The organism is Polaromonas sp. P1_F1 (assembly GCF_056405795.1).
Window position 1 is genome coordinate 37,812 of the sequence record NZ_JBFUBJ010000003.1, and the last position, 20,951, is coordinate 58,762.

Annotated in this window: 20 protein-coding genes; 6 read left to right on the top strand and 14 right to left on the bottom strand. The window is 59.2% G+C overall.

The features are described from left to right. Window positions 1-227 precede the first annotated feature (227 nt). Window positions 228-1,154 carry an NAD-dependent epimerase/dehydratase family protein gene (locus AC1DZE_RS09465; protein WP_477669661.1) on the bottom strand — a complete coding sequence of 309 codons (927 nt, stop codon included), beginning with the start codon at window positions 1,152-1,154 and terminating at the stop codon, window positions 228-230. 60 nt (window positions 1,155-1,214) lie between these two features. Between AC1DZE_RS09465 and AC1DZE_RS09470 the strand changes: the two genes are divergently transcribed. After that, on the top strand, window positions 1,215-2,267 hold the full coding sequence (locus tag AC1DZE_RS09470) for a CDP-6-deoxy-delta-3,4-glucoseen reductase (RefSeq protein ID WP_477669662.1): 1,053 nt from the start codon (window positions 1,215-1,217) through the stop codon (window positions 2,265-2,267). Between the two features lie 94 nt (window positions 2,268-2,361). Here AC1DZE_RS09470 and AC1DZE_RS09475 read toward each other — a convergent pair whose 3' ends face one another. After that, entirely contained in the window at window positions 2,362-2,724 is a 363-nt protein-coding gene (locus AC1DZE_RS09475) for a hypothetical protein (protein ID WP_477669663.1), read from the bottom strand. Between the two features lie 236 nt (window positions 2,725-2,960). Here AC1DZE_RS09475 and AC1DZE_RS09480 point away from each other — a divergent pair, with 236 nt between their 5' ends. Continuing rightward, on the top strand, window positions 2,961-3,890 hold the full coding sequence (locus tag AC1DZE_RS09480; protein WP_477670200.1) for a Bug family tripartite tricarboxylate transporter substrate binding protein: 930 nt from the start codon (window positions 2,961-2,963) through the stop codon (window positions 3,888-3,890). A 336-nt stretch (window positions 3,891-4,226) separates the two neighbouring features. Here AC1DZE_RS09480 and AC1DZE_RS09485 read toward each other — a convergent pair whose 3' ends face one another. The 6 genes from AC1DZE_RS09485 to AC1DZE_RS09510 all read right to left on the bottom strand — a co-directional run bounded on the left by AC1DZE_RS09485 (window position 4,227) and on the right by AC1DZE_RS09510 (window position 9,928). Beyond that, window positions 4,227-4,616: a DUF2845 domain-containing protein gene (locus tag AC1DZE_RS09485; RefSeq protein WP_477674510.1), complete on the bottom strand. Its 390-nt coding sequence runs from the start codon at window positions 4,614-4,616 to the stop codon at window positions 4,227-4,229. 162 nt (window positions 4,617-4,778) lie between these two features. Continuing rightward, entirely contained in the window at window positions 4,779-5,495 is a 717-nt protein-coding gene (locus tag AC1DZE_RS09490; protein WP_477669665.1) for an ABC transporter ATP-binding protein, read from the bottom strand. Between the two features lie 14 nt (window positions 5,496-5,509). Then, window positions 5,510-6,277 (bottom strand): ABC transporter ATP-binding protein, encoded by a 768-nt coding sequence (locus AC1DZE_RS09495; RefSeq protein WP_457279485.1) that lies wholly within the window; start codon window positions 6,275-6,277, stop codon window positions 5,510-5,512. A gap of 11 nt (window positions 6,278-6,288) precedes the next feature. Then, the gene (locus tag AC1DZE_RS09500; protein ID WP_477669666.1) at window positions 6,289-7,407 is read right to left on the bottom strand and encodes an ABC transporter permease subunit; all 1,119 of its coding nucleotides are present in this window, start codon (window positions 7,405-7,407) and stop codon (window positions 6,289-6,291) included. A 34-nt stretch (window positions 7,408-7,441) separates the two neighbouring features. Next, window positions 7,442-8,371, bottom strand: a complete 930-nt coding sequence (locus AC1DZE_RS09505) for a branched-chain amino acid ABC transporter permease (protein ID WP_477669667.1) — start codon at window positions 8,369-8,371, stop codon at window positions 7,442-7,444. 264 nt (window positions 8,372-8,635) lie between these two features. Then, complete coding sequence (locus AC1DZE_RS09510; protein WP_477669668.1) at window positions 8,636-9,928, bottom strand: replication-associated recombination protein A; 1,293 nt, start codon at window positions 9,926-9,928, stop codon at window positions 8,636-8,638. A 146-nt stretch (window positions 9,929-10,074) separates the two neighbouring features. Between AC1DZE_RS09510 and AC1DZE_RS09515 the strand changes: the two genes are divergently transcribed. Further along, window positions 10,075-10,647, top strand: coding sequence for a class I SAM-dependent methyltransferase (locus tag AC1DZE_RS09515; protein WP_477669669.1), 573 nt, complete (start codon window positions 10,075-10,077; stop codon window positions 10,645-10,647). A gap of 54 nt (window positions 10,648-10,701) precedes the next feature. Here AC1DZE_RS09515 and lolA read toward each other — a convergent pair whose 3' ends face one another. The 3 genes from lolA to AC1DZE_RS09530 form a co-directional block, all read right to left on the bottom strand. Further along, window positions 10,702-11,346, bottom strand: a complete 645-nt coding sequence (gene lolA / locus AC1DZE_RS09520) for an outer membrane lipoprotein periplasmic chaperone LolA (protein WP_477669670.1) — start codon at window positions 11,344-11,346, stop codon at window positions 10,702-10,704. Between the two features lie 5 nt (window positions 11,347-11,351). Next, on the bottom strand, window positions 11,352-13,706 hold the full coding sequence (locus AC1DZE_RS09525; RefSeq protein WP_477699976.1) for a DNA translocase FtsK: 2,355 nt from the start codon (window positions 13,704-13,706) through the stop codon (window positions 11,352-11,354). A 247-nt stretch (window positions 13,707-13,953) separates the two neighbouring features. Next, window positions 13,954-14,631, bottom strand: a complete 678-nt coding sequence (locus AC1DZE_RS09530; RefSeq protein WP_431097946.1) for a Crp/Fnr family transcriptional regulator — start codon at window positions 14,629-14,631, stop codon at window positions 13,954-13,956. Window positions 14,632-14,807: 176 nt separating this feature from the next. Between AC1DZE_RS09530 and trxB the strand changes: the two genes are divergently transcribed. From trxB to rpmG, 3 genes are all read left to right on the top strand, one after another. After that, complete coding sequence (gene trxB, locus AC1DZE_RS09535) at window positions 14,808-15,752, top strand: thioredoxin-disulfide reductase (protein ID WP_477669672.1); 945 nt, start codon at window positions 14,808-14,810, stop codon at window positions 15,750-15,752. Between the two features lie 202 nt (window positions 15,753-15,954). Further along, window positions 15,955-16,188, top strand: a complete 234-nt coding sequence (rpmB, locus tag AC1DZE_RS09540; protein WP_293403299.1) for a 50S ribosomal protein L28 — start codon at window positions 15,955-15,957, stop codon at window positions 16,186-16,188. 11 nt (window positions 16,189-16,199) lie between these two features. Continuing rightward, window positions 16,200-16,367, top strand: a complete 168-nt coding sequence (gene rpmG / locus AC1DZE_RS09545) for a 50S ribosomal protein L33 (RefSeq protein ID WP_007863188.1) — start codon at window positions 16,200-16,202, stop codon at window positions 16,365-16,367. Between the two features lie 285 nt (window positions 16,368-16,652). On the opposite strand, the gene AC1DZE_RS09550 is transcribed toward rpmG, so the two are convergent. The 3 genes from AC1DZE_RS09550 to AC1DZE_RS09560 all read right to left on the bottom strand — a co-directional run bounded on the left by AC1DZE_RS09550 (window position 16,653) and on the right by AC1DZE_RS09560 (window position 20,877). Continuing rightward, window positions 16,653-17,051 carry a diacylglycerol kinase family protein gene (locus AC1DZE_RS09550; protein ID WP_477647988.1) on the bottom strand — a complete coding sequence of 133 codons (399 nt, stop codon included), beginning with the start codon at window positions 17,049-17,051 and terminating at the stop codon, window positions 16,653-16,655. A 127-nt stretch (window positions 17,052-17,178) separates the two neighbouring features. Next, window positions 17,179-18,954, bottom strand: a complete 1,776-nt coding sequence (locus AC1DZE_RS09555) for a linalool dehydratase/isomerase domain-containing protein (RefSeq protein ID WP_477669673.1) — start codon at window positions 18,952-18,954, stop codon at window positions 17,179-17,181. Between the two features lie 723 nt (window positions 18,955-19,677). After that, a complete protein-coding gene (locus tag AC1DZE_RS09560) occupies window positions 19,678-20,877 on the bottom strand; it encodes a DesA family fatty acid desaturase (protein ID WP_457279495.1) in 1,200 nt (399 codons plus the stop codon). Window positions 20,878-20,951: the final 74 nt, after the last annotated feature.

Consider the following 20,951-nt stretch of genomic DNA (forward strand, 5'->3'; position numbering starts at 1 on the left):
AAACCCGGCACATCGGGTTAAAAAAAGTTCTTTTTGCAGTTAATAGAAACGTGCTCCAGGCCGACCACGTTAGTTTCAATTTGTTACCGCTTTGGTTGTAACATTCGACCGCAGTACCGTTGCCAAAAAAAGACACCTAAAATGAGAAAACGGGCTGCCATGGTGGCAACCCGTTCATTTCAGGCGGTCAATGGCATTTATTGCGTTGCACCGCGCGGCTGGCTCGCTCACTGATCGCGCAGGCCAATTGCTACTGTCGGGTAGTGCAAACGAAGCCGCAGCTCCTGCTTCAGGCGGGTGTTGTCCAGCCGGCGCGACTCGCTCATGAAGCTCAGCAGCATCAGCGGCAACTCTTCCTGTGCCGTGCCCCGTGCCAGGCGCGGCGGCCGCGGCAGACCGTAGAGGTCCGCCGCCAGGTCGAAATAGTCGCCCATCTTCAGCTGCGTATCGTCACTGACGTTGCTGGCGCGCTGGGGCTTGCCGCGCCACAGCGCCGCCAGGCAGGCACGGGCCAGGTCGTCGGCGTGGATATGGTTGGTGTAGACGTCGTCTTCGGCACGCAGTACAGGTGTGCCCTTGAGCAACCTGCCACGCGGCGTACCGCCTTCGCGGTCGGACGCATAGATGCCCGGGATGCGCAGCAGGTGCACGCGGGTGCCGGTGGCCCGGCCAAAAAGCCGCAGATGCGCCTCGGCATGCACACGCCGCTGGGCACGCGGTGTGTGGGGCTTCAATGGCCGCGTTTCGCGCACCCATTCGCCGCCGCAGTCGCCATACACCCCGCTGGTGGAGCCATACACCAGCGACTGCGGCAGGCTGCGCAGGCGCAGGGCGCGCAGCAGTGCCAGCGTACGTGGGTCCGTACGCCAGTCGGGCTGGTCGCCGGGTGGCGGCGCCAGATGCACCACCCGCGTAGCCAGCCCGGCCAAGCGCCGCAGGGAGGCGCCGTCGTCCAGGTTGCCCAGCAGCGGTGTGATGCCTTGCGCGCGCAAAGCCGGGAAACGCTGCGGTGACGACGTCAGGGCGATGCGCCGGACATTGCGCGGCAGCAGGCGGGCTACGCGCAGGCCGACATCGCCGCAACCGGCAATCAAAACCCGCTCGCGGCGGAAACGGAAAGGCAGCGCGCCTAGGGGGTTCAGGTTTGAGGGCAAAATTGGGGTTGCTGGAAAAAGCCAGCCAGGTCGAGAACAGATACCGCAAGGATACCGAATATGAGCTTTAACGTGACCGTGCAACCCAGTGGCCGGACATTCATCGCCGAGGCGGATGAACCGCTGCTGGCAGCCGCCATTCGCCAGGGGATTGGCCTGCCCTACGGCTGCAAGGATGGCGCCTGCGGCTCCTGCAAGTCAAAAAAACTGGAAGGCAGCGTCCTCCATGGCGCGCACCAGGTCAAGGCCATGTCACCCGAGGAAGAGGCGAACGGCTTCATCCTGACCTGCAGCGCCAGGGCGACGAGTGATATCGTCCTCGAATCACGCCACGTCACGGATGAAAGCGCCTTCCCGGTCAAGAAGATGCCGGTGCGCATCAACAGCCTGGCCAAGGCCTCACACGACGTCATGGTGGTGCGCCTGCAATTGCCGGCCAGCGATGTGTTCAAGTACCACGCTGGCCAATATGTGGAGTTTTTGCTGCGCGACGGCGACCGCCGGGCGTATTCAATGGGCAATGCCCCGCACACCCAGGCCGACAACCCGGGCGTCGAGCTGCACATTCGCCACATGCCGGGCGGCAAGTTCACCGAGCACGTGTTCGGCCCCATGAAAGAAAAGGAAATCCTGCGCATCGAAGGCCCCTTCGGCAGCTTTTACCTGCGCGAAGACAGCGACAAACCCATGGTGCTGCTGGCATCGGGCACCGGCTTTGCGCCCATCAAGGCGCTGATCGAGCATCTGCAACACAAGGGCATCACGCGCCCGGCCGTGTTGTACTGGGGCGGCCGCCGCCCGGCCGATTTGTACATGGACGAATGGGTCAAGGCCAAGGCTGCGGAAATGCCGAATTTGCGTTATGTCCCGGTGATTTCCAACGCGCTGCCTGAAGACAACTGGACGGGGCGCACCGGCTTTGTCCACCAGGCCGTGCTGGAAGATTTTTCCGACCTGTCGGGCTATCAGGTGTATGCCTGCGGCGCGCCCATCGTGGTGGACTCAGCCAAGGCCGCCTACACGGCTGCGGGTCTGCCGGAGGACGAGTTTTATGCCGACTCTTTTGTGACCGAAAAAGAGAAAGCCCAGGCGACCGTGCCCGCGGAAACCTGAGCGGACACCTGGACAAAAAAAGCCCCGGCTGATCCGTCAGCCGGGGCTTTTTTATGTGCGGATTAAGCGCTGCGGCTACCTACCATGCGAACGCTCAGCCAGCCTTGCCGGGTGCAACCTGCCGGTCGTGCTTCTGGCGGCGGATGGCGGCGCTGGCGCGGTTTTCTTCACGCTTTAGCTTGCGGCGCTCGGCCTGTGTGACTTTGCCGTCGGATTTGGCGGCCAGCTTGTCGGACTCAATTTTCGTCTCGCGCTTATCGAGTTTGGCGGTCTCCTTGGAAGTCAACGCACCGGAGGTGACGCCCTGGTCAATACGTTTTTCCTGGTTGGACTGGCGCTGGTCGACGCGCGGCGTGGCCAGCGGGTCTTTGGGGGTCGCGGGAGCGGCAGGCGCCTGCGCAAAGGCTGCGCCACCAGCAACCAGGGCGAGGGCGGCGACAAGGGTGTTGATCTTCATGGGGTTTCCTTGAGGTGGGGGTTGAGAAAACATGAAGCAGGCGCCTCATGAACCTCCAACGCGGCGCGGCCCCCGAACAGCCATGTCCGGTATGTAAAGATCCCGTAACGGCATGCATCAGGCTCTGCCCCAAGGCGTGGCCAACTTTTTGCAACAATAGGGACATGAACATTCGACCTTCCCTCACCCAGCCTTCCCTGCTCGGCAAATGCCTGGGCGCCCTTTTCATTGCAGGCATGGCGCTGTCAGCCCCTCTGGCACACGCCCAGCCCAAAGTCATGCGCATCATCGTGCCCTATGCAGCCGGCGGCCCGATTGACGTGACGGCCCGCCTGATGGCCGAACGCGTCAAGGACACGCTGGGCCCGGTCATCATTGAAAACAAGCCCGGCGGCGGCGGCAACATTGGTGTCGACGCCATCGCCAAGGCGCAACCCGACGGCATGACGATCGGCATTTCCGCTGTCGCCACCCACGCCATCAATCCCTGGCTTTACAGCAGGATGCCGTACAACGCAGCGACCGACTTCGCGCCCATCACACAGCTGGTGCGCGTGCCCAATGTGCTGGTGATCAACGCCGACTCCGCGCGGCGCCTGAACATCAACTCGCTGGCCGACCTGATCAAGTACGCCAAGGCCAATCCGGCCAAGCTCAATTACGCCAGCGGCGGTAACGGCAGCGCGGGGCACCTTGCCGGCGAAATGTTCAAGGCGCAGGCCGGCATCTTTGCGCTGCACATTCCCTACAACGGCGGCAACCCGGCGCAACTGGCGCTGCTGAGCGGCCAGGTGGACTACAACTTTGACAACCTGGCCACGGCATCCGCCAACATCAAGGCAGGCAAACTCAAGGCGCTGGCAGTCACCACAGCCAAACGCAGCGCCATGCTGCCCGATGTGCCTGCCGTGGCCGAGACGCTCAAGGGTTTTGAGATCGATACCTGGTGGGGACTGGTGGCGCCCGCAGGCACACCGAAAGACGTGATCGCCAAACTCAACCAGGCATTCGTCGCCGCGCTGAATTCACCCGAAGCCAAAACCCGCTTTGCCACACTGATGGCCGAACCTGTAGGCAACACGCCCGAGCAGTTCGGCGCCTTCATGAAAAGCGAAATGGCGAAGTATGAAAAAGTGGTGAAGGCGTCAGGCGCGAAGGTGGATTGAAAAAAGGTCCACCCCCTTCCAGGCTCACTGCGTGTAGCCTGTTCCCCCTCAGGGGGCGGCGCCTGGGGCCGGCGAAGCCGAAAAATTGGCACACCCCTATCGGGCTCACTGCATGTAGCCCTTTTCCCCTTGCAGGGGACGGTGCCTGCGGCCCGGCAAAGCCGGTTCCGCGGCACCCACTGGCGAATACCTCCGCCGATAGTGCCCAAAGAATTCTTAAACCCAGCATGAGCCCCGGAACCGGCTTTGCCGGGCCGTAGGGCGGGCGGCCCCCTCGGGGGGCAGGGAGCTACACGCAGTGAGCGACCGTGGGGGCTCCATCACCACCGTGGGGGCTCACCTGGTTACGCGATCCCCGTATCGAATGCTCTTCAGGGAACCGCCCTCAAACAGCAGCATGGTCATGAACTGCCCGTAACCCGGGTTGTAAGTCCACTCTTCCACCTGCTGGCAGGTGTTGACCGTCACGTTGGTGGTGGTGCTGGCGGTGGAACCTGTGGTGTTTGGTGTCACGACAGTCGAGCTGGGCACAGTGTCAGGCGTGGCTTTGCAGAACGTGTCCTTCATGACAGGCTCGCCGCATCTTTGCAGGACCGTGCCTTTGGAATTGCCGATCTGCGCCAGGTCGCCCTTGCAGCGCAGTGACTGGGCCGAAGCCCCGGTGAAAAAAGATGAGGCCAGAAAGGCGAACATCACGACAGCAACGCGAACAACATACTGGTTCATTTTGACTTCCCCCAAGTTAAACAAGGATGCGCGTGGTGCGCACCCCTTCTTAACTTTATGCGTAAATATTTGGCGCCGCAAGGCATTTATGCCCTGCGCTGGTTGGCCAGATTTACGGGGTGACGTGCGTCCCGCAGCGCCTGCCGGCGCGCGGGCGCCTGCTTATTCGCCGAGGTAAGCGGCCCTGACGCGTGGATCGTTCAGCAGGCTTTTCGCGTCGCCGTTCATGGTGACATTGCCCGACTCCATGACATAGCCGCGGTTGGCAATGCCGAGCGCACGGCTGGCGTTCTGCTCAACCAGCAGCACCGTCACGCCGCGGGCTGAAACGTCCTTGACCACTTCGAAGATCTTGTCGACCATGATGGGCGAAAGGCCCATGGAGGGCTCGTCCAGCAGCAGCACCTTGGGGCGGCTCATCAATGCACGGCCCATGGCCAGCATCTGCTGTTCGCCACCCGACATGGTGCCGGCCAGCTGGTCCTTGCGTTCACGCAGGCGGGGAAACAGCACAAACATCTTTTCCATGTCTTCGGCGATGCCCGCCTTGTCGCTGCGGATGTAGGCGCCCATCTGCAGGTTTTCGGTGATGGTCATGCGGGTGAACACGCCGCGGCCTTCCGGCACCATGGCCAGGCCTTCTTTCACCAGGTCCCAGGCGCCGCGGCCCTTGATGCTCTTGCCCAGGTATTCAATGTCGCCGCCCAGCATGGGCAGCGTGCCGGTGATGGCTTTCATGGTGGTGGTCTTGCCGGCGCCATTGGAGCCAATCAGGGTGACCAGTTCGCCGTCGTTGACTTCGAAGTCAACGCCCTTGACCGCCTGGATGCCGCCGTAAGCGACCTTCAGGCCGGTCACTTTAAGGAGTGTGTTTGCCATATTCTTGCTTTCCTTCAATGACCTGTGCCCAGATAGGCGGTGATCACTTTTTCGTCTTTTTGTACGTCCGCGGGCGCGCCTTCGGCAATCTGCTTGCCGTAATCGAGCACGGTGACGCGGTCGCACAGGCCCATGACCAGCTTCACGTCGTGTTCGATCAGCAGAATGGTGCGGTTGTCCTTGCGGATGCGATCGATCAGCTCGCGCAGCTGCACTTTTTCGGTCGCGTTCATGCCGGCGGCCGGTTCGTCGAGTGCGATCAGCTGCGGGTCGGTAGCGAGAGCCCGGGCAATTTCCAGGCGGCGCTGGTCACCGTAGCTCAGGGTGCGGGCCTTGAAGTCGGCGTATTTGCCGATGCCGACATAGTCGAGCAACTCCTGCGAGCGCTTGGCAATGGCGGCTTCTTCGTGCTTGAAACCGGGAGTGCGCAGCACGGCGCCGATCAGGCCCGAGTTGGTACGGATATGGCGGCCGACCATGACGTTTTCGAGGGCCGTCATGTCGGCAAACAGGCGGATGTTCTGGAAGGTCCGGGCAATGCCGGCCTTGGCCACTTCGTGCACCGCCGTGGGCTTGTAGGGCTTGCCGGCGAGCTCGAAGGTGCCGCTGTCGGGCGTGTAAAGGCCCGTCAGCACATTGAAGAAGGTGGTTTTACCGGCGCCGTTGGGACCGATCAGGCCATACACCTGGCCACGCTCGATATGGATGCCGACATCGGAAAGGGCCTGCAAACCGCCGAAGCGCTTGGAGACACCCGAGACTTTAAGAATGGTTTCGCTCATGTCCATTCTCCTTAGGGGTTGATTGACTGGATAGGGTCCGGGCCGACGGGCTTGTTCAGCGACTTGCCGTGCTCGGAAGCGGGCCACAGGCCGCGCGGACGCATCAGCATGACGGTGATCATGGCCAGCGCGATCAGCAGCTGGCGCAGGATGGCGGAGTCGAGCCGGCCGTCGGTCATGGCCTGCAGTGGGCCGGCCACATGGCGCAGCACCTCAGGCAAAGCCGCGAGCAGCAAGGCGCCCAGAATGACGCCGGGCAAATGACCGATGCCGCCCAGCACCACCATGGCGACGATCATGACCGACTCCATCAGGCTGAAGGATTCGGGAGACACAAAACCCTGGAAGGCGGCAAACATGGAGCCCGACACGCCGCCGAAAGTGGCGCCCATGCCGAAGGCCAGCAGCTTCAGGTTGCGGGTGTTGATGCCCATGGCCTTGGCGGCGATTTCGTCTTCGCGGATCGCCATCCAGGCGCGGCCGATGCGGGAGTTTTCCAGGCGGTGGCAAACCACAACCGAGACGATCACCAGCACCAGGAAGAGGTAGTAGTACATCGACACCGAGTTGACTTCGAAGCCGAAAAACTCATGCGGCTTGCCAAGGTCGAAGCCGAAGAACTTCATCGAATCGATCTGGTTGATGCCTTTGGGGCCGTTGGTCAGGTTGATGGGGCGGTCCAGGTTGTTCAGGAACACACGGATGATTTCACCAAAGCCCAGCGTCACGATGGCGAGGTAATCGCCGCGCAGCTTGAGGGTCGGTGCGCCCAGCACCACGCCGAAGAATCCGGCGAGGGCCGCTGCCGCCGGGATGATCGCCCAGATCGGCAAATGCAGCCCGTTCGGAAACTGCGCCGCAATCCAGGGAAAGGCGTCGGCCAGGTGCGGCGAGCCGAGCAGCGCGAACAGGTAGGCGCCGACCGCGAAGAACGCGACATACCCCAGGTCCAGCAGGCCGGCGTAGCCGACCACGATGTTCAGGCCCAGGGCCAGCAGCACATACAGCAGCGCCATGTCGACAATGCGCACCCAGGCGTTGCCGCCCTGCTGCAGGATCAGCGGCAGCACCAGCAGTGCCGCCGCGACGATCAGGAAGGTAATGAGTTTTTTCGATTTGACAGAATTCATGAATGTTCTCCTTGTGTACCGGATGGACGCGGCGTCACGCCCGGTCCGCTACACGCTCACCCAGCAGACCTGAAGGCCGCAGCGTGAGCACAAAAATCAGCACGATGAAAGCAAAGATGTCGGAGTACTGGCTGCCCAGCACGCCGCCCGTCAGCGGGCCGATGTAGCCGGCGCCGATGGATTCAATCAGGCCCAGCAAAATGCCGCCGAGCACCGCGCCACCCAGGTTGCCGATGCCGCCAAACACAGCTGCCGTGAAAGCCTTGAGGCCCGGCAGGAAGCCCATGGTGTGCTGCACCGTACCGTAGTTGGAGGCGTACATGACGCCGGCCAGCGCGGCGAGGATGGCGCCGATAATGAAGGTGGCCGAGATGACGGTGTCGGGGCGCACGCCCATGAGCGCCGCAACACGGGGGTTTTCAGCCGTGGCGCGCATCGCACGGCCCAGCTTGGTGTAATGCACCAGCCACATCAGCACGGAAAGGGAGACAACCGTAGCACCCAGGATGAAGAGCTGGGTCACAGTGATGACGGCACCGCCGACCTGGAAGGGCTCGGAAGGCAACAGCGTGGGATAGGGCTTGTAGTTGGGCTTCCAGATGATCATGGCCAGGGTCTGCAGCAATAGCGACATGCCGATGGCGGTGATCAGCGGGGCCAGTTTGGGAGAGTTTCGCAAGGGCCGGTAGGCGATTTTCTCAATCGCGAAATTGAGGGCGCCGCACACCACAAAGGCGATCAGCAGCGAAATCAGCAAAATAATCCAGCCCGGCGTGCCCGGCATGGAATCCTGCATCAGGCCAATGATGGTCCAGCTGGTCAAAGCCCCCACCATCAGTACTTCGCCGTGTGCGAAGTTAATCAGGTTAATGATGCCGTACACCATGGTGTAGCCCAAGGCGATCAAGGCATACATGCTGCCCAGCACCAGACCATTGATGATCTGCTGTAGCAAAACTTCCATAACTCACTCTCCCGTCCAATTGATGAAATTGCGAACTCCGCCTGGCGGCCACCATCCACCGGGATCGCCGGTGACTGGCTTGAGTTAACAAAAAGCCCGCCTATCAAAGCCGGATGGCTGGTGAAGTTGGCGAGCTAATCCGCAAATTGTAGCCAAGCGTCTCTAGCGAGAATCGAGCCAGCGGTGCGGTTTTCGCGGGGTTTACCCTTGAGAAAGTGAAATTTTCGGGCCGAATCCACCTTTATCAGCGGCTTTTGTTTTTTATCAGTTTTTCTTATTGTTCTTAATTTTCAACTCATTTAACTTATCAGCTATGCGTATCTCCAGCCCTCTGTTGACGGGGCGATAGAAACCTGGAGGTGACATGCCTTCCGGAAAATAATTCTCACCCGCGGCAAAGCCGTCTTCCTCGTCGTGGGCGTAACGGTAGTTTTTGCCGTAATCCAGCTGTTTCATGAGCTTTGTTGGTGCATTGCGCAAATGCAGGGGCACCGGGCGGGTGCCGTCCCTGGCGATAAGAGCTTTGGCCTCGTTGAAGGCCCTATAGACCGCGTTGGACTTGGGCGCGACCGCCAGGTAAATGACGCACTGGGCCAGCGCCAGCTCGCCTTCAGGGGAGCCAAGGCGTTCGTAGACTTCCGCAGCATCCAGCGCCATGCGCAAGGCACGCGGGTCGGCCAGCCCGATGTCTTCGCTGGCCATGCGCACCAGCCGGCGCGCCATGTAGCGCGGTTCAGCGCCGCCGTCGAGCATGCGCATGAACCAGTAGAGCGCGGCATCGGGGTCGGAACCGCGCACCGACTTGTGCAGCGCCGAGATGGTGTCGTAGAACTGTTCGCCGCCCTTGTCGTAGCGCCGCATCCGCTCGCCCAGTACCTTGAGCAGCCAGACGTCGCCGACGTCGGTCACTTTTTCGGCCTTGGCCGCCACGCTGAGGGACTCGAGCGTGTTCAAGAGGCGGCGGGCGTCGCCGTCGGCATAGGCAACCAGCCTGTCAACGGCTTCATTTGCTATGGTTTCGATAGCTGGTAGCGCATGTTCAGCAAGCACCTTGGCCACTATTTGCTTGAGATCTGCCTCCTCCAGCGGCTGCAACACATACACCACGGCGCGCGAGAGCAAGGCCGAGTTCACCTCGAATGACGGATTTTCCGTGGTGGCGCCGATGAACGTAAAAAGACCGCTTTCCACATGCGGCAAAAAAGCATCCTGCTGGCTTTTGTTGAAGCGATGCACCTCATCCACAAACACGATGGTGCGCTTGCCGCCCTGCCCTTGCCAGATGGACGCCTGCTCAACCGCTTCCCGGATGTCCTTGACGCCACCCAGCACGGCGGAAATAGTGATGAAGTGGGCGTCGAAGCTGCTCGCCATGAGCCGTGCGATCGTGGTCTTGCCAACGCCGGGCGGACCCCAGAGGATGCAGCTGTGCGGCTGGCCTGATTCAAATGCGATGCGCAGCGGCATGCTTTCGCCCAGCAGGTGCTGCTGGCCGATAACCTCGCCCAGCGACTGGGGGCGCAAGCGTTCTGCTAGTGGTTGGCTTTTCGTTGGCATAAAGGGTACATGCGCGCCATGTCGTTGGCGCAAGAAGTTTTCTAGTGTCTGATCAGCGCTGTCCGGGGGCCCGCAAACAGCTTGTGTTTGCACACACCGATAATCACCACCGACTCATCATTCATCAAAAACTGCGGTAAATCCTCATGAAACTCAATATTGGCTGCGGTCACAACAAGTTTGCCGGATATGTCAACGTGGACGCATTTCAGGAATGCAACCCGGACGTAGTTTGTAACGTGGAAGTGACCCCGTGGATGTGGGACGACAGTTCAGTCGATACCGTCGCCTTCAATCACTCTCTTGAGCACATGGGCCAGCAATCCAGTGTTTTTCTGGGAATCATGAAAGAACTCTATCGCGTATGCAAAAACAATGCTGTGATTGAAATCAACGTACCCCATCCCAGGCACGACAATTTCATCAACGATCCTACGCATGTGCGAATCATCACGCCCGCCCTGTTTGCACTGTTTGACAAGAAAAACAATGACGAGTGGAAATTGCAAGGCATTCCCAACTCACCTTTTGCCCATTATCTGAGTGTAGATTTTGTGACCACTCATGTAGACGTAGTCATCGCCGACCCCTACAGCCAGATGTTTTCGGAGGGGAAAATTTCAGGCGAAGAGCTGGAAATCATGGCGCGCGAAAAAAACAATATCGTCGCAGAATACAGAATCAAACTGTCAGTGAGAAAGCCAGAAAACCGGGTTTGATGACCACCATGAATCCGGGAATTGAAACCGGCATGGGAAAACCACCGCAGGCGTTTACTGGCGAATCAGGTCCGCCCCAGCCGGCGTCTTGAACTGGAAGGCGGCAGGGCCAAGTGCAGGGTTGATCTCGAACTGACTGAAGGTCATCACTGACTTCTGGCCAAAGCTGTCAAGGATTTCCAGCATGGCGAGTTCGCTGCCCTTCCCGGTCGGTTTGAAACCGACACTGATGCTCTGCAACTGGCCGTCTTTGGTTTTGGGTTTGGCCTGTATCCACTGCAAACCATCTCTGTCAGGCAAGGACGCCAGGTTGAAATCGGCTTGCAGGCCCTTGAGGTCTGCAGCAGCGGCGATCACGGCGGCCGGGGTTCCGTTCAGTACCTGGGCCAGCTTGCGCGAGGTGACCTGGTTCAAGTCTGCGTCATAGAGCCACAGGGTCTGGCCGTCGGCCACGATGGTTTGTTCAAAAGGCTTTTTATAGACAAAGCGGAAACGGTTGGGCCGCGAAAACTCAAACGTACCGTTCGACGTCTTGCTGCGTGCAGCCTGGCCGTCCTTGCCGGGCGCCGTCACCACCTGGGTGAACTCGGCGCGGCCGCTGCTGACGGTCTTCACGAAAGTTTCGAGGCTTTCCAGGCCGTCGGCCCATACGGAATGGGCGCAAGCAGCTATCAAAACAGTAGCAAAATATTTCTTCATGATCGTCACTCCGCCCGTGAGGGCACCAGGATTTCGCGCTGGCCGCTGCCACTCATGGCGCTGACCAGCCCGGCTTTTTCCATGTCTTCGACCAGCCGCGCAGCGCGGTTGTAGCCGATCTTGAGATGACGCTGCACCAATGAAATGCTGGCCTTGCGGTTTTTCAGCACGACTTCCACGGCCTGGTCGTACATCGGGTCTTTTTCACCGCCGCCGTTACCGCCACTGCTGCCATCACCCAGCAAGTCGCCGTCTTCGCCATCGACGGTACCGCCTTCCAGCACGCCATCGATGTAATTGGGTTCGCCCTGCAGCTTGAGGTAGGCCACCACGCGGTGCACTTCGTCATCACTCACAAACGCACCATGCACCCGAATTGGAAAGCCTGTACCACTCGGCATGTAAAGCATGTCACCCATTCCTAACAATGCCTCAGCGCCCATCTGGTCAAGAATGGTCCGGCTGTCGATCTTGCTGCTGACCTGGAAAGACAGGCGGGTCGGGATATTGGCCTTGATCAGGCCAGTAATCACATCCACGCTTGGCCTCTGGGTGGCCAGCACCAGGTGGATGCCGGCGGCCCGGGCTTTTTGCGCCAGGCGGGCGATCAGCTCTTCAATCTTCTTGCCGACCACCATCATCAGGTCGGCCAGCTCGTCGATCACCACCACGATGTAAGGCAGGCGTTCCAGCGGCTCGGGTTGCTCGGGCGTGAGGCTGAAGGGGTTGTAGATGAATTCGCCCTTGGCCTTGGCCTCGTCGAGCTTGGCGTTGTAACCGGCCAGGTTGCGCACGCCCAGCTTGCTCATGAGCTTGTAGCGCTTTTCCATTTCGGCCACACACCAGTTCAGGCCGTGGGCGGCCTGGCGCATGTCGGTCACCACCGGCGCCAGCAAATGCGGAATGCCTTCATAGACACTCATTTCCAGCATCTTGGGGTCGATCAGCAGCAGCCGCACGTCACGCGCATCGGCCTTGTAGAGCAGGCTCAGGATCATGGCATTGATGCCGACCGACTTGCCGGAGCCGGTGGTACCGGCCACCAGGCAGTGCGGCATCTTGGCGAGGTCAGCCACCACCGCAGCGCCGCTAATGTCCTTGCCCAGGCCGATGGTGAGCATGGACTTGGCTTCGTTGTAGACCTGCGAGCCCAGGATTTCACTGAGCTTGATGGACTGGCGCTTGGCGTTGGGCAGCTCCAGCGCCATGTAGTTTTTGCCGGGAATGGTTTCGATCACGCGAATGGAAACGAGGCTGAGGGCGCGCGCCAGGTCTTTGGCCAGGTTGACGACCTGCGAGCCCTTCACGCCCGTGGCGGGTTCGATCTCATAACGTGTGATGACGGGGCCGGGAGCGGCGGCCACGACACGCACCTCGACGCCGAAATCCTTCAGCTTTTTCTCGATCAGGCGCGAGGTCATTTCCAGCGTCTCGGGGGCCACGGTCTCCTGGCGTGTCAGCGCACCGTCCAGCAGATCAACCTGCGGGAGCTTGGAGTCGGGCATTTCACTGAAGAGCGGCTTTTGCCGTTCTTTTGCCACGCGCTCGCTTTTGGGAATATCCACGAGCACGGGCTCAATCAGGACCGGCACCGGGTGGTGCTCTTCAATCTCGATGCGCTCGTCGATCAAAGTCTCTTCACGCTCACGCGCGGCCAGTTTGCCGAAGGCGAGGTCTTCGGCAATTTCGCGCTTTTCGCGGCGGGAGTCAATCAGGTTGTCAATCCACGCGCCAACACGCAGGGCCACATGCGCCCAGGAAAAGCCGAACACGGCGGACACGGCGATCACGCCGAGCGCAATAAAAACCAGGCCTGAACCAGCAAAACCCAGCCATTTCTCGCCCTGCGTTCCAGCCAGGTAACCCAGCACGCCGCCAGCGTGGCCGGGCAACCTGAATTCAAAACGATACAGGCGGGACCATTCCAGCGCCGCGCTGGCCAGTAAAAGCAGGAGCAGGCTTAGCCAGAACCGGATCCGGCCGGCGGAATGGGATGAATCGGCAGCAAGGGGCTCGCCGCGAAGCCAGCGCGCCAATGAAGACAACCAGACCTGGGCGCCTGCCGCCAATGCCCACCAGACGGAAAAGCCCAGCAGGAAATAGCTCGCATCTGCCAGCCATGCGCCCAGGCGGCCACCCCAGTTTCGGGACGCAGCTTGGGCGCCACCCAGGACATCAGCGGTACCGGATGTTGACCAGGCAGCGTCTTGCGGAGAATAGCTGAGCAGTGCCGCGAGCCAGAAAATCAGGCCGAGCAGGCCCAGAATCAGGCTGACTTCATGGGCAAAGCGTTTGATGCCGCTGGGCGCGCCCGCGGCTGGGGAATTTCTGGAGTTCAGGGTATCGAGTGAGTAAGTCATGGCCCGGCTAGTACTGCAAGCCGGAAGTAGCGAGACAAAATGAAAGGGATGGATTCGTGCCCAGGGCAAGGCGCGGGCCGCAGCGAAGGCTATATGCCTTCGCAAGGCTTGCAACGCCGCCATGGGTACGAAGACGCGCTTTCATGTTTCGATATTTCCGGGTTGCAGTACCAAGCTTACCGCAGTTGGGTAAGGCCTTTGAGGGCGCCAGAGACGCCAAACCGTACGGCAGGGGTCTGCCAGGGCCCTATCCCAGCGTATGAAGACGCTCTTTCACCAAAAGCGAGCCATCGTCGCGGGTTTCGATGAATCCGCGCTCTTCAAGATCCTTCATCACCCGGCTGACCATTTCGCGCGAAGCGCCGACCATCTTGGCCAGATCCTGCCTTGAAACCTTGTCGCGGATCACGGCATTTCCGCTGCCGTCTTCATTGGCGAATTCGAGCAATGCCCTGGCCACACGGCCATACACATCCATCAGGGCCAGCGACTCAATCTGCCGGTCTGCATGGCGCAGTCGCTGGACCAGCCCCTTCAGCACGGCATAGGCCATTGAGCTGTTTTCCGGAAGGCAACGTGCAAACTCCAAGCGGCCCAGGATCAGGGCATCGGTCTGGATCTCGGCGCGCACCGTGGCGGAGTGAGGTTCGTTGTCGATCAGGCTCATTTCACCCACATAGTCGCCGGGGTGCATGGTGGCCAGAATGACCTCGCGGCCCCGGGAATCCGTGGTGATGACGCGCGCGCGGCCGGTCAGGATGATGGAAAGGGCGTTGGATTTTTTGCCCTGCTCCACGATAGGCTCGCCGCGCTTGAACCGGCGCTTGACCACGGTATCGGCGACCGATGCAGCCTGGCTGGCAGTCAACACGGAAAAAAGAGGGACCCGGCGAATCAGTTCCAGGTTAGACACCATCGTTGTCATAGCAGATATCTCCCAACCTCACATCGGACGGCTAGTCGCGTGAGTTCTTACAATGGCACGTAATCTCATAAGAAATCAAATGCCTGAAAAGTACCAGCAGCTGTTTTTACTTGACGCTGCACTTATGCGGCACGACTCTACATGAGTTCTTACACTTTCCCAATCAGTTTTTCATCATGAAACATTCCAGAGTCCTTATCCTCGGTTCAGGGCCTGCGGGTTACACCGCAGCTGTCTATGCGGCGCGCGCCAATCTCAACCCGGTATTGATCACCGGCATTGCGCAAGGCGGTCAGCTCATGACCACCACCGAGGTCGACAACTGGCCCGCCGACGTGCATGGCGTGCAGGGGCCCGACCTGATGCAGCGCTTTCTGGAGCACGCCGAGCGCTTCAAGACCGAGATTATTTTTGACCACATCAACAAGGTCGACTTCAGCAAACGCCCCTTTACCCTGACGGGCGACAGCGGGACTTACACCTGCGACTCGCTGATCATCGCCACCGGTGCCTCCGCCAAGTACCTGGGCCTGGAGTCGGAGACGGCATTCATGGGCCGTGGCGTTTCCGGCTGCGCCACCTGTGACGGCTTCTTCTACCGCGGAGAAGAGGTCTGCGTGGTGGGTGGCGGCAACACCGCTGTCGAAGAGGCACTGTATTTATCCAACATCGCCAGCAAGGTCACGCTGGTACACCGCCGCGACAAATTCAAGGCCGAAGCCATCCTGATCGACAAACTGCACGAAAAAGTGGCCGCAGGCAAGATCGAGCTCAAACTGCACCACACGCTGGAGCAGGTGCTCGGTGACGCTTCAGGGGTGACCGGTGTCCGCCTGAAGTGCACAAACAGCGATGCCTCGCAGGACATCACCCTCAAAGGCTGTTTTATCGCGATCGGCCATCAGCCGAACACAGACATCTTTGCAGGGCAGCTGGAAATGAAAGACGGCTACATCATCACCAAAACCGGCCTGCAGGGGTTTGCCACCATGACCAGCGTTCCAGGCGTCTTCGCTGCCGGCGATGTGCAGGACCATGTTTACCGTCAGGCGATTACCAGCGCCGGAACAGGCTGCATGGCAGCGCTGGATGCCCAGCGCTTCCTGGAACAAGGCCCCTAATAACCAGAGGAAGCGCTGACTTCCTCTTTTTGTCTCTTTTTTCCAGCTCTTTTGCCGCCCTGCCGAGGCTCTCAATCGCCGGAATTGGAACAAATCAGTTTTCAGGCTATAATCTATGGCTTAGCTGAGCATTTTCAGGTCTGTCTCGTGCAGATTTAACCTTTGCCAGCATCCGATTTCTAATTTTTTACGGAGAGTGCTCATGGCACGCGTCTGTCAGGTAACGGGCAAAGGCCCGATGGTGGGAAACAATGTTTCTCACGCAAACAACAAAACCAAGCGCCGGTTCATGCCTAATCTGCAGTACCGCCGCTTCTGGGTCGAAAGCGAAAACCGCTGGGTGCGCCTGCGCATCACCAGCGCCGGTCTGCGCTTGATCGACAAAAAAGGCATCGATGCAGTCCTGGTGGACCTTCGTGCCCGCGGTGAAGTCTAAGGAGAAGCATCATGGCTAAAGGCGCACGCGAAAAAATCAAGCTGGAATCGACTGCCGGCACGGGTCATTTCTATACGACCACCAAAAACAAGAAAACCACGCCCGACAAGATGCTGATCATGAAATTTGATCCCAAGGCACGCAAGCACGTGGAATACAAAGAAATCAAGCTGAAATAAATAGTTACGAGTCCGTGCGTAGTTAATAACTACCCGCCCGGTCTGCACATTCAGAAAAGGACACTTCGGTGTCCTTTATTTTTTGAGGTTTAGAAAGCAAAACTCCCACCAAATAAGCAGGTTGCTACGCGGCTTGTTTGAATCCTGTCGAAATCTGATCCACATAAGCTCCATCTGTGATTCAAGTCTTTAAAGGCGGGCGCGTCACGCACAGCGCAATCACCCGGCAAGCCACCTCCGCAACCAACTCAGGCTAACTCCAAGAGCAGGGCCACCGACGGAAACTTATAGGCCATCTCCCAAATAGGGCCAGAAGGTTATGACACCGGTTGCCGCTGCTGCGCAAGCCGCAATTAACACGCCGCCGGCAGCAAGATCCTTTGCGCATTTGACCGCCAATGAATATTGTGGCGACACAACATCGCAGAGCGACTCCACTGCAGTGTTCATGGCCTCTGCCATCCAAACCATGGTCATCGCACCAATCAGCCAGCGCCAATCGCCGGCGTCCACTCGGCACCAACCGGCCAGCCCCGTCACTAGTATTGTGGCGATGAGATGCAGCCATGCGTTGTGCTGTGTTTTAAGCATCAAGGCAATCCCCTCGAAGGCATAACCAAAGCTCTTGAGGCGTGCGACCAGAGTGAATCGTTGCGCTGCGCGGGCATGAGGGACTTCTTTCATTTCCCATCCTTCCTGTTTACCAAGCGCCAAGCCTGGGCAACACATGAACGTCGAACAGTGCACACCTGCATAACCTGCAACCCATACAAGCAGCCCCATACCGTGGCCATCAAAATACAGCAACCCATCACAGCGCGCCGGCCGGCTCCAGCGTCAAACAGGTGCGCCCAGCAAGCGGAATCTGCAAGCACACATTTCCCATGTCATCAGCCAGAACCTGCGTCAGGCATGCGCCTGTGACCCGATAAGGTGCCAACGGACGCAAGCCCGACACGCCCAAGCTCTTAATGCCATCACCGGCTCCGCCGTACAGCACCGCCTGCAAAGAGCTGCTCACAGCATCGAAGTGCGCAGCTGCAACCAGCACATCGGGATAGGACAGGGGTTCCAATCTGGGACCTTTTGATGGAAGCGGGTTACTGATCAGGTTTCGAAAGCTGTCGTGCCCTCCCGAGTGCGCCATCAGCTCGACACCATGCGCCCATACCGAGGCCTTATTCCTGTGGGCGACCCCATGACTGAGAGTAGTTGGACACTCGTACTCCAGGGCATCCATGCAGTTTTGATACACACACTCATCGCCCAACTCTACCGCCGCCAAGGCCGTCGCCGCGTAAGCACTCCCTCTTGAGAAACCATAGTTTCCCGTATCGATGGGCCAGAATTCACTGCGTCGAAGTCCCTCACGACTATCGAACAGCTGACGTCTCAACAACAGCCATTGGCGACGCGCCAGGTCAGGTTCCAGCGCATTCAAAAAGTAGCAGGGCATCGCCAGGGGCATTGCACCACCAATGGCCGGCAAGGCCAATCCCGTGTACGTAGAACGGCATGGCACGTAGCGACCCATGCCATCCAGAAACTCCGCGTCCAGATGCCGGCGGAACTCTGGCGCGTGACCGGCCCATTTCATCTGACCGTACTGCGCATCGTGGGCACGCAATGCCGCGGCTCCCATTGTGTTGCACAGGGGATAGACCCAGTTGGGCTCGCAGGCCATCAAATAGAAGGGTGAACGTTCGTATTCTTTTTCCAAACTGGACAGCAAGGACTCAAAACTGTGTTCGTAGCGTTTTCCGTTCGGATGCACCAGCGTAAAGGCACCTTTTTTCGAAAACTCCTGACCTCCTGTGCTGGCCTGGAACAAGGCCATCTGCAGCGCCACGAAGCCCGTGTACATGATGTTTTCACGGGCAGCAGGGTCGGAGTTCCACCGCAAGTTTCCCCATAGATTTTCCAGCGACCAGTAGGCCCATGCACGATGCTGTGTCTGCTTGTTCAGCAACCTGCTTTGCGCGTCGCTCATGTACCCGCCTAACGCAGGCGTGAAGCGTGCCTGCGTCAAGGCAATGCCATAAGCCAGAAAGTTGACTTGATACCGAAGCGCCGCCGTCTGAAATTGATCGCGTTGCTCGAATCCCGAAAATTCATCGAAAGGTTGCAGAGCCCGATCGAGTGCGAACCTCAGACGACGCAGATGCGCCAAAGACATTTCCGGTTTTTGCCTTGATGGTTGGGCTGTGAAGATCACGTCCAATCGAGCCATTTGTCGGACCAGGTAATCGTTATCGATGCGCCTTTGCCGGCCTGAAAACATAAACCAGGCCAGCATCGACAGGCAGCCCGCCGCAGCAAACAGCGCGAGCACGCAGTACACATTAAGAACCACACCTGGCTGAATTGCACCATGGCTCATGCTCGCGGCCCAAAACGCCGAACCGAGCCAAACAAGCGGAGGCAGCAACACATTGCCCGTGCCAAACCAGACCAACAGCGCAAACGCCAAGGCACCAACCGAGCACAGCCAGGCGGCTATATGACCTATGCCACTGCCTGTGCAGATATCGGCGTGCGCCAGAAATCCGCCGCCCGGCACCATCAACCCCAAGCCGAAAATCTGCAAGCCATCCTGATGCCCGAAAAGCAGCAAAGCCGAGCCGCCCGTAACGAGCAGCAGATACAGTATTAAAAGTCGGACAGTCTTTCTTGTCGTTACCGGACCGAAAATTCGTGTGTATGGCGGAAGAGTAGCGACGCTACGGATTGAACTCACAGACCGACCTTTCTTCGAAATGAAAACACCAGGTTGATGCACTCGGCTTTCGATAGGTGCAGTCTGATACGCGCCTGTGAGGTCTTGATGAACTGTATGAAGTGGGTGTGAAGTCGAGATCAATTGCGCTGCATCGACCCAATAGCCCGTTTTGAGTTTCGGGTGTGTGAATCTGCATCAAGTGCGCCGCTGTTTCCRCCATTCTTGCCTCGAGTATTGGCAAACAGCCGGCTTCCTGGAGGAAGAACCTCACGCACTACGACCTGCCGTTGGCAGCGTTTGGCTCGTCAGTGGGCGCGACCACCAGCTGTCGAATGTGGGACAGCGCTTTCACCTCGAGAGCGTGTCAGGTTCAGCGCAATTCACGTGAGAAGGCTCTTCTGTGTGCAGAAGATGACTAATCTCGGACGCCCTGATCAGGGCGCTGGTAGCGACCCTACCATTACCAAATCTTGGGGCGCTCGATCATGGAACTCGTACTTTGCGCCGAACAATAAAAAACCGCTGCTGGATTTCTCCGGAAGCGGCCTTGAAGTTTCGACCGGGTGACCAGGTCGGATATGTAGCGTCAGGTCAGGTGCGGGCAGCCCGCAGCTTCATCGAGAATTCGCGCAAGGCGGCGATACCGCTTTCCTCAGCACGGTGGCACCAGGCCTGCAGGTCCGCAGCCAGCTGCTCACGGGAAGCGGAAGTGGTCAGCCACATCTGGCGCAGTTCTTCCCGCATGGTGACCATCTTGTCCAGCACGGGGTGTTCGGCGCGGGCCTGCGCCAGCTGGGGTTTGGCGGCGGCCGGCACCTTGTCGTCATCGCGGTGCAGCCAGCGATTGGCTGCGCGCAACACGGACACGTCGGCTTTCTTGGCCTTCAGCACTTCGAGTTCGGCCCTGCCGGCGCGGCGCAGTTCGCGCGCGAAACCCGCCATGACTTCGTAGCGATGGGCGATCAGGGCTTCCAGGGTTTTTTCATCTGCCACAGGCTGGATGGAACCCAGCTGGAGCTTGGGGGGGACCTTCTTGACGGAGGCCAGGCCTACTTTTTCCATGGCACGGATATACACCCAGCCGATGTCGAATTCGTAGGGCTTGACCGAGAACTTGGCCGACGTCGGGTAGGTGTGATGGTTGTTGTGCAGCTCTTCGCCGCCAATCATGATGCCCCAGGGCGAAATGTTGGTGCTGGCATCAGGCGCCTCAAAATTGCGATAGCCCCAATAGTGACCAATGCCGTTGATGATACCGGCCGCCGTCACGGGGATCCAGGCCATTTGCACGGCCCAGACAGCCAGGCCTGCAGCACCGAAGAGCGCCAGGTCGATGATCATCATCAGGCCCACGCCCTGCCAGCTATAGCGGGTGTAGACGTTGCGCTCAATCCAGTCATTGGGCGTGCCGTGGCCGAACTTGGCCATAGTTTCCTTGTTTTTGCTTTCGGCACGGTACAGCTCGGCGCCTTCCCAGAAAACCTTCTTGATGCCGTAAGCCTGCGGGCTGTGCGGATCTTCAGAGGTTTCGCACTTGGCGTGGTGCTTGCGGTGAATGGACACCCATTCCTTGGTGACCTGGCCCGTACCCAGCCAGAGCCAGAGACGGAAAAAATGCGAAGGAATCGCGTGCAGGTCCATGGCGCGGTGCGCCTGGTGACGGTGCAGATAGATGGTGACGCTGGCAATGGTGATATGGGTGGTCACCAGCGTGTACAACACGATTTGCCACCAGCTGGCGGCAAGCAACCCATTGGCAAGCCAGTCGAGGGCCGCATCAAACAAGATCATAAAAATCCTTTAAACAATCTGAAGCAGTCGCCCATCCAGATGTGTCTCCAGGCGCTGCAAAAAATAACCGTTTA

What these genes read in the sequence shown, in the direction of transcription:
- AC1DZE_RS09470 (WP_477669662.1), top strand. Translation starts at nt 1,215, where the DNA reads ATGAGCTTTAACGTGACCGTGCAACCCAGTGGCCGGACATTCATCGCC.
- AC1DZE_RS09475 (WP_477669663.1), bottom strand. Translation starts at nt 2,724, where the DNA reads ATGAAGATCAACACCCTTGTCGCCGCCCTCGCCCTGGTTGCTGGTGGC.
- AC1DZE_RS09480 (WP_477670200.1), top strand. Translation starts at nt 2,961, where the DNA reads ATGGCGCTGTCAGCCCCTCTGGCACACGCCCAGCCCAAAGTCATGCGC.
- AC1DZE_RS09485 (WP_477674510.1), bottom strand. Translation starts at nt 4,616, where the DNA reads ATGAACCAGTATGTTGTTCGCGTTGCTGTCGTGATGTTCGCCTTTCTG.
- AC1DZE_RS09490 (WP_477669665.1), bottom strand. Translation starts at nt 5,495, where the DNA reads ATGGCAAACACACTCCTTAAAGTGACCGGCCTGAAGGTCGCTTACGGC.
- AC1DZE_RS09495 (WP_457279485.1), bottom strand. Translation starts at nt 6,277, where the DNA reads ATGAGCGAAACCATTCTTAAAGTCTCGGGTGTCTCCAAGCGCTTCGGC.
- AC1DZE_RS09500 (WP_477669666.1), bottom strand. Translation starts at nt 7,407, where the DNA reads ATGAATTCTGTCAAATCGAAAAAACTCATTACCTTCCTGATCGTCGCG.
- AC1DZE_RS09505 (WP_477669667.1), bottom strand. Translation starts at nt 8,371, where the DNA reads ATGGAAGTTTTGCTACAGCAGATCATCAATGGTCTGGTGCTGGGCAGC.
- AC1DZE_RS09510 (WP_477669668.1), bottom strand. Translation starts at nt 9,928, where the DNA reads ATGCCAACGAAAAGCCAACCACTAGCAGAACGCTTGCGCCCCCAGTCG.
- AC1DZE_RS09515 (WP_477669669.1), top strand. Translation starts at nt 10,075, where the DNA reads ATGAAACTCAATATTGGCTGCGGTCACAACAAGTTTGCCGGATATGTC.
- lolA (WP_477669670.1), bottom strand. Translation starts at nt 11,346, where the DNA reads ATGAAGAAATATTTTGCTACTGTTTTGATAGCTGCTTGCGCCCATTCC.
- AC1DZE_RS09525 (WP_477699976.1), bottom strand. Translation starts at nt 13,706, where the DNA reads ATGACTTACTCACTCGATACCCTGAACTCCAGAAATTCCCCAGCCGCG.
- AC1DZE_RS09530 (WP_431097946.1), bottom strand. Translation starts at nt 14,631, where the DNA reads ATGACAACGATGGTGTCTAACCTGGAACTGATTCGCCGGGTCCCTCTT.
- trxB (WP_477669672.1), top strand. Translation starts at nt 14,808, where the DNA reads ATGAAACATTCCAGAGTCCTTATCCTCGGTTCAGGGCCTGCGGGTTAC.
- rpmB (WP_293403299.1), top strand. Translation starts at nt 15,955, where the DNA reads ATGGCACGCGTCTGTCAGGTAACGGGCAAAGGCCCGATGGTGGGAAAC.
- rpmG (WP_007863188.1), top strand. Translation starts at nt 16,200, where the DNA reads ATGGCTAAAGGCGCACGCGAAAAAATCAAGCTGGAATCGACTGCCGGC.
- AC1DZE_RS09550 (WP_477647988.1), bottom strand. Translation starts at nt 17,051, where the DNA reads ATGAAAGAAGTCCCTCATGCCCGCGCAGCGCAACGATTCACTCTGGTC.
- AC1DZE_RS09560 (WP_457279495.1), bottom strand. Translation starts at nt 20,877, where the DNA reads ATGATCTTGTTTGATGCGGCCCTCGACTGGCTTGCCAATGGGTTGCTT.